The 7,834-nt window shown below is 52.7% G+C and carries 6 protein-coding genes; 2 read left to right on the forward strand and 4 right to left on the reverse strand.

Annotation, left to right across the window (positions count from 1 at the left end; genetic code table 11):
* Nucleotides 1–38: 38 nt before the first annotated feature.
* The 4 genes from LLG96_17590 to LLG96_17605 are packed head-to-tail and all read right to left on the reverse strand — an operon-like array spanning nt 39 to nt 5,148.
* Nucleotides 39–1,301, reverse strand: coding sequence for a glycosyltransferase (locus tag LLG96_17590; protein MCE5252020.1), 1,263 nt, complete (start codon nt 1,299–1,301; stop codon nt 39–41).
* Nucleotides 1,302–1,309: 8 nt separating this feature from the next.
* Nucleotides 1,310–2,263 (reverse strand): glycosyltransferase family 2 protein, encoded by a 954-nt coding sequence (locus LLG96_17595; protein MCE5252021.1) that lies wholly within the window; start codon nt 2,261–2,263, stop codon nt 1,310–1,312.
* Between the two features lie 12 nt (nt 2,264–2,275).
* Nucleotides 2,276–3,457, reverse strand: a complete 1,182-nt coding sequence (locus LLG96_17600; protein MCE5252022.1) for a glycosyltransferase — start codon at nt 3,455–3,457, stop codon at nt 2,276–2,278.
* Nucleotides 3,457–5,148, reverse strand: a complete 1,692-nt coding sequence (locus LLG96_17605) for a glycosyltransferase family 2 protein (protein MCE5252023.1) — start codon at nt 5,146–5,148, stop codon at nt 3,457–3,459. Before LLG96_17605 ends, LLG96_17600 begins: the two co-directional genes overlap by 1 nt.
* A 712-nt stretch (nt 5,149–5,860) precedes the next feature.
* On the opposite strand from LLG96_17605, the gene LLG96_17610 reads away from it, so the two are divergent.
* On the forward strand, nt 5,861–7,042 hold the full coding sequence (locus LLG96_17610) for an AGE family epimerase/isomerase (GenBank protein ID MCE5252024.1): 1,182 nt from the start codon (nt 5,861–5,863) through the stop codon (nt 7,040–7,042).
* 523 nt (nt 7,043–7,565) lie between these two features.
* Nucleotides 7,566–7,834 (forward strand): SDR family NAD(P)-dependent oxidoreductase (locus LLG96_17615; protein ID MCE5252025.1); only part of this gene is annotated, 269 nt, incomplete at its 3' end.

Here is a 7,834-nt window from a genome sequence, read left to right on the forward strand (position 1 = left end):
TCCTGTCATGTCAGCGAAAAAAAAGCACCCGTACTGCATCATTCCATGATTATCGGAAACGGCGGAACAGCTTCCGGCGGAGTCCGCTTCACCGCAATTGCTTCATAGACGGAGGTCATATACTCCGCGACCGTATCGTAATTGACACTCCGCTCGATCACACGCCGCGACCGGCTGCCAAGAGTATTGCGGAGCTCGTCATTTCCGATGAGACGGCCGATCGCCTCCGCGAGAGCAGCCGTATCGCGTTCACTGACCAGTATACCGGTTATTCCGTCCCTGACCAGAACGGGGATGCCTCCCACGTTCGAGGCGACTATCGGAAGTCCCGCCGCCATCGCTTCTGGTACCACGACGGGGAGACCGTCCACCGCCCCGCTCTCATGCCGTATCGACGGCACAACAAGGAGATCGGCCATTCTGAAATAAACGGGACCCTCGTCCCGCATGACCGCGCCTGGCATGACGACACGGTTTTCGAGACCGAGACGGGCGGCGTATTCCTTCATTTCATCGAAAAGTACTCCCCCGCCTGCCAGAACGAGCGTCACATGTTCATGCCCGGCTGCAATCGTGCGGAAGGCATCGAGAAGGTAGGTGAATCCCTTGACATGAACCATCCGCCCCATTGCGAGGACAATACGGTTGTTCGGTGGAATCCCCAGCCTGCCGCGAAGCCGGTGGACATCCGCTCCGGTTACATTTGCGGAAAAATCCGATTCCACGGTGTTGGGTACAAGACCGCATTTACGTGTATCGATTCCGATGGCGCGGAGCCGTGCAGTGAGGTCGGGGCTCGGTGAAAATATGTACGTCGCCTGCGAAGCCGCGAATCGCGCCATGCTCCGGAAAAGGGCGTTTTTTTCGGCGGTGAAGACATCGGAGCCGTGGAGCTGGATAATGAGCGGCACTCCGGTCGCCCTCGAAACACGGGCCGCGATATAACCGTTGGGGAGAATCCAGTGGGCATGGAGAATATCCGGTTTCTTTTCGAGAACAAGACGTTTAAATGTCCTATTTGCCGCGAGAAAGAGGAGCGGCGACAGCGCCATCACCCGTTTTCTGAACCGCACATTCCCCTCGATAGTCCGCGAATAGCCGAGAATATGGAGACTGTCGGGCCAGACATAGCGGTATGTCCGGAGATCGACCGTATGGTCGCCGGGCTGACGGTTCCATGCCGGATCATACGCCGTAAGCACGGACACATCGTTCCCCCGCCGCGCAATATGCTCCATGAGCTGTTCGACAAATGGGGCATTGATGTCGCCGGTAAAACGCGGATAAGTATGTGTCAGCACACAGATTTTCATGGAGTGGGTGTGGAATCGACGCGGAAGGTTCCCGCCTTTTCCATCCTGCTGTGGGTTATGAGTTCCGCCAGGAGACCGGTCGAAATAAACTGGATTCCCAGCAGGAAAAGAAACACGCCGCCAACCAGGAGCGGCTGATGTCCCTGAATATTGCGAAATCCGCTGTCAATCCAGAGCTTCACGATGTAGAGATTCACAAGGCCGCCCAGAAAGCAGAACACCAGCCCGGCAGAACCGAAGAAATGGAGCGGCTTCGAGGTATACCGGGTCAGCAGAATAACCGTAAGGAGATCGAGAAATCCCGAAATGAGCCGTTTCGAGCCGTATTTCGAGCTGCCGTACTTTCTCGGTCGGTGGTGTATCACGATCTCTCCGACCCTGAAGCCGTTAAAGTTCGCGCTCACGGGGATGTAGCGGTGAAGATCGCCGTAGAGCGTAAGTGACTTGATCACATCCCTCCGGTACGCCTTGAGACCGCAGTTGAAATCGTGCAGGTTCAGCCCGCTGAAAAACCGGACAATGGCGTTGAAGAATTTCGATGGTATCGTTTTTGACAGCGGATCATGACGCTTCTTTTTCCAGCCCGAAACCATGTCGAGACCGCCCTCGAGCGCCCCGATGAGGGCGGGTATTTCTGCGGGATCGTCCTGGAGGTCTGCGTCCATGGTGACAACATACGAGCCTCCCGCCGCTTCGAATCCGGCACGGAGCGCGGCAGCCTTGCCGTAATTCGTCAGAAAACGGATCACCCTGACCTGCACATCCTTTTCCCGGAGCTGCGTGAGCACATCGTATGAGCCGTCTCTCGAACCATCATCGACAAAGATGATCTCGCCCGTCTCGTGCATGGTATCGAAAGCCTTTTTGATCTCGCCGTAAAGCTCTTCGAGGCTCTCGCGCTCGTTATAGACAGGCACCACGACGGATAGTTTCAACGGATTTTCGTTCATACCCCGCCTCTCTCATCTGGTCTTGAAATCGAGCGCCGCAAATGTCCGCTCCCAAATGGCGTCCCAGTCGTATTCTGCCGCCATCTCCACGGCACGTTCCCTCATGCGTTCATAACCGTCCCTGTCGGCGAATATCCCGCTGATGGCCCTCGCCAGGTCTTCGGGATCGTGCCTGACTATGACCCCGGCTCCCTTCGATTCTATCTCGCGCGCGACCGAAGGGACATCGGTGATGAGTACCGGAAGCCCGCAGCCGAGATATATTTTCACCTTCCCGGGATCGGCATATTTCTTATACGTGTCATCCCCGGGGGGATAAGTCGCGAGCGCCAGCCCGCAGCCCGTGAGAACGTCGTAAATATCCCCGTCCGACCTGAGAAAACCGGTAAAACGGACATGGGCTTCTATCCCGTTCTCCTTCGCCCGCTTTTCGAGCATCCCCCTCAGTTCGCCGTCCCCGGCAAACACGACGGTCGTATCGGGAAACCGTTCGAGCACCGACGGGAGAGCATCGAGAATCAGCCCCGGACCGTGCTCCTCCCTGAGCGCGCCGAAATACACGATGGCATGCGGATCGATGTCCCGTACCGGTTTCCGCGGTATGGCATTGAACGTGCAACCGAGCGGGACGGTTATCTGCGGCGCTGAAAGGTCCTTCCGGATGCCGATCGACTCGCGGCCCTCCGGCATCGCCTCCGAAACGTTCCAGATGACATCCGCATGGTAGCAGCACACCCTGTTGATACCCTGGTACAGGGCATTCATCACGCGGCCCGGGAAACGAACCGGCGTAAAATCGATCACATAGAACGCCACTCTGCGGACTCGCCCGAACATCCTGAGTACGAGCCCTGCGAGGGTGTTCAGGTTGTCGGAGCCGACATACAGGTCATATATCCGCCCGCTCCTGAATACATAATGTACAGAAAAAATAAGGTCTTTGAGGTAGAAAAGCAAGGCATTCCCGCGAACGGGAGGAGCCGTCGTTTCATGCACGACCGCGCCGTCCGGGCCATACTCGACAATCATGGTGTTGAGCGGGATGTGCACGGCTTCAGGGAAGGGGTGACTGATTGTGAGGATCGATGATGCGCGCCCCCGGAGATAACGGACGAGTTCTGCCTCCGGTGTACCCGGCGACTCGAAGTAAGTATGCTTGACCGAAATGAGGGATGCACCCCGGATATCGAACATCAGGCCGTTCCGCCTCTCTTCCGGTTTTCTGCTCCGGTGAAAATACCTTTGATAAGCCCGGCGGGAAATGCCCATGCGCGAATAAAATGATCGCATACAATGCCGAGCGTAAAAAAGGGTGTCGAAAGGAGATCAAAACACGCCAGAGCAGTCAGAATAACCACTGCACCGTAAACATACCACGCCATGGTATATCCTTCCGACGGCAGAACTGCCCACCCTGCGAGAAGAATAGTCCAGATAATCGTGAAAACAAGGCGCCACAGGTTCCGTAATCCTTCTCTGCCGGTTGAAATACCATACCCGCAGGAAAATGCCTCTCTCGCGGCGGAACGGATGTATGGCATGAACAGAGACGGCACCTTTTTCAGCACGGCGACATCGGGATCATACTGTATATTCCCAAGAGACGATGCCGAAGTACTGAAAAATCCGCCGGATTTCGTGAATCCGTGGTTTTCGGGGTGTTCAGCAAAGAAAACTTCGGCCCGGATAAAAACATTTTCCATCGAAGCCCTGTGAACATGACGGACAGGTCTGAAAGAATAGAGGTATGCATCGGAGCCTCTCACTATTCCGGAAGAAAAGACCATTCCAGCCGCTTTTTCCAATCGCGACTTAAAACCGCCGGGTATCAGTGGACCGCAGACGACACTGACCTCAGAATCGTCAAAATTACTCACCGCATAGTCAACCCAGACCCCCATGGGAAGGCAGTTCGAGCCGAGAAATCCGAGAATATCGTATGAATCCTTATTGGCGCTGAGCCATTTGAATACATCAAGTTCCGTACGAAAAACCGTATAGTCTGCGCTCTCTCCCTGGTGAGCATCATTGCCGATACACGCTATCCGGGTTCCGTCATATGTTTTAAGACATTCGGTCACTTCGGGAGATGGCGGGCATCCCCGTACGACAACAAGCACTTTTTTGCGAACCGGTGAAAATCGTGGACGGTCGCCGTCATAATACCGCATGACTTTCAGGCGGTAAAACACCGCAAGGGTATCGATAAAGAGGCTTATCACATCCTCGATACGGATACGGCCCCATTTGAGGTCGCGCTTGAACTCGATCACAACCGGCACTTCCCTGAGCCTGTATCCGAATCTGACCGCCGTTGCCAAAAGCTCGACATCGTAGGCGAATTTCTTGACCAGCAGACGGTGGAGAACATCATCGAGAACCTTTCGCCTGAAAACCTTGAGCCCGGTCTGGGTATCCCTCACCGGAAGGCTGAAAAGGTATCTGATCATGAAATAGTATATCCAGCTCGCAATTTTTCGGGAAAACGGATACCGGAGCTTCGATTCGGGATGATGCTTCGAGGTTACCACGATATCGCAGGGAGTTTCTTCCAGCAGCGTTACGAGACTGCGAATCTGGGATGGATCGATATCAAGATCGGCATCGAGAAAAACGACAATGTCCCCGGTCGACCGCTCGAATCCGCTCCTGAGCGCCATTCCCTTGCCCATGTTGCGGATATTCCGTGCCACGGTGACGTTATCGAAATCGCTGGCGGCGCGGCGGATTTCACCGAGCGTATCATCGGCGGAACCGTCATCGACCGCGACGATCTCCGCGGAAAGCCCGGTATCGAACATGATCTCACGGGTTTTCCTGATGTTTTCGTATATACATGCCTCCTCGTTGAAGGCAGGCATGATGATGGAAATATCGTGTTTCACCTTATCTCCCGTAACTTACAGTAATGCATAAGGTAATGTAAAAAAACCCTCGTGTGCAAGAAAAAGCTGTCCGGGATCATGCCGTACCCGATGCTGTATTTTCATAATTCATTGTTTCACGGTCAATTACAGTAATTTATCCGGAGAATGAATGTTTCCTTACTGACAGTATATTTTCGTAGTATCCGCTTTTTTTATTTGCGGGGAGACGGTTTGACATATTAATTCTTTCTATGATATGATCGTGATAACAATCGGGTATCAGGACTAGCGCGGATTACCATATTCAGTTAACCCGAATAATTTCGTAAATATATATTTAACCCTGATTATTCATGAAAATATTTCACCATACTCACCGCGTTGCGCTGCTTCGCAGCAGGAAGGCACAAAAAGTCATAACGGATCGTTTTTATACATGACGAAATAATTGTTCGTGTTTTTTTATTGTAGGGGCACCCCCCCCGTGGTTGCCAACTGTGGAAAAAATCCACATTCAATTAATTCATGAATAGATCGGGCTAACGATAAAGACGAAAATAAAAATAATAGATTATTTATACTATCTTTAGTAATCATTAATCATTCATATCTGAAAAAATATATAAAAAAATACAAATCCGTGTAAATCCGCCTGATCCGCGTGAATCTGCGTTCCGTTAAACCTGTGGACAGGTCGGATTAACCATATACACCCAACAGGGAGAACACCATGGATGCGGCAAAGATCACGAACCTTCGAAAACATTACGAGCATACCCTGTTCGACGATGTCATACCGTTCTGGATGAAGAATTCCCCCGACCGTGAGTACGGCGGTTATTTCACCCTGCTCGACCGGGACGGTACCCCGTACAGCACCGACAAGTTCATGTGGCCGCAGGCGCGCGAGGTATGGTTTTTCTCGACCCTCTGCCATACGGTGGAGAAGCGGCCCGAATGGCTTGAGATGGCAAAGCTCGGCTGGGATTTCATCATCAAACACGCTTTCCACGAAAGCGGGCGGGCGTATTACAGCTTCAAGCGTGACGGCACACCGCTTACCATGCCGCGCAAGATTTTTTCCGAAACGTTCATCATCATCGCAGGCGTTCGTTACGCCCTGGTCACCGGTGACCAGGATGCAGCCCGTCTCGCCCGCGGTCTCTACAGAAAGGTCGTCCAGTGGGCAGAAACACCGGTCGCAGGAAGCCAGAAAGCGATTCAGGGCGCCCGTTCCATGATCGATCACGCGATCCCCATGATTCTTCTCAACGTGACAAGGGAGATGACGCTCCTCGACGGCGAAACGGACGAATACCGCGCGGTAACAGACCGGTGTCTTACGAAAGTGCTCGACCTCCATGTTCATCCCGAACGGAAGCTCCTCTTCGAGCAGGTGGCGCCGGACGGCTCGCTGATGCTCGACATCCCCGAGGGGCGTCTCGTGCTTCCCGGTCATGCAATCGAATCGTCATGGTTTCTCATGCAGGAGGGAGTCGCCCGCAAAGATAAGTCGATTATCGGCCGCGCATGCGACATGATGATCTGGATGCTCGAATTCGGCTGGGACAAAGAATTCGGCGGGCTGTTCTATTTCCTCGATTCCGAGGGGAAACCTCCCCTGCCGCTCGAATGGGACATGAAGCTCTGGTGGTGCCATAACGAGGCGCTCTACGCCCTCCTGCTCGCTCACAAGCTCAAGGGCGACCCGATATATGAGCAGTGGTACGACCGTGTCCATGAGTACTCGTTCACCCACCATCCCGATCCCGAATACGGGGAATGGTTCGGCTACCTGCACCGTGACGGCACGGTATCACACCGCTTCAAGGGATCGAGCTGGAAATGCTGTTTTCACCTGCCCCGGCAGCTTCTCTACAGCTGGCTGCTGCTGAAGGAAATGGAGAAATAGAGATGAAAATAAATCAGGTTATTCGATGAGTTCATGAAACGTACAAATGAAGTGTTTTGGATATGGTTACATGTCATTCCCGTGAAAACGGAAATCCATTGTTTCATAATCATGACAGTGCGGTAGTAATGCTGGATATCCAATTCACTTCGTTCTTGGAAATGACAATTATATTATCCGTTTATCCAGTTTGATAAGCATAGAAAACCTTATAATCAGAATTGATAATTTTTTCCGATAGTATATTATCCCCCCTGCCTGCGGTATCCTCCCTTTTTAAGGGGGAGCGGCTTTGGGGGCACTTTTATCCCCCTTTCTTTTATAAGGGGGACACGGCGAAGCCGAGGAGGATCAATTATCTCAGCTGATTTAACTGGATAACCGTATAAATTATCTGCTTTCGGGCCAATCTTCCAATTATCGGGAGACCCGTCCGGCATTGAAATACCAGATATTGAAGACTATACATTCTCAGCACTTCTTTTTTATTGATTTTTTCTGATATGGAAACCGGAGAACAATCATGAATCTCACGGATAAGATTGCACTCGTTACCGGCGCATCCAGCGGAATCGGACGAGCAACGGCATTCCTGCTCGGACGATCCGGCGCAAAAGTGTGCGTCAACTCATGGGGAGACGAGAAAGGGGCGCAGAACGTCGCCCGGCATCTCCAGGAAAACGGCAGCGACAGTTTTCAGATTCAGGCGGACGTTTCCGATGAGGAGCAGGCAAAAAATTGTGTCGATACAGTTCTTGAGCGATGGGGACGGATCGATATTCTGGTCAATAA

The organism is bacterium, from assembly GCA_021372535.1.
Taxonomy (GTDB): Bacteria; Latescibacterota; Latescibacteria; order Latescibacterales; family Latescibacteraceae; genus JAFGMP01.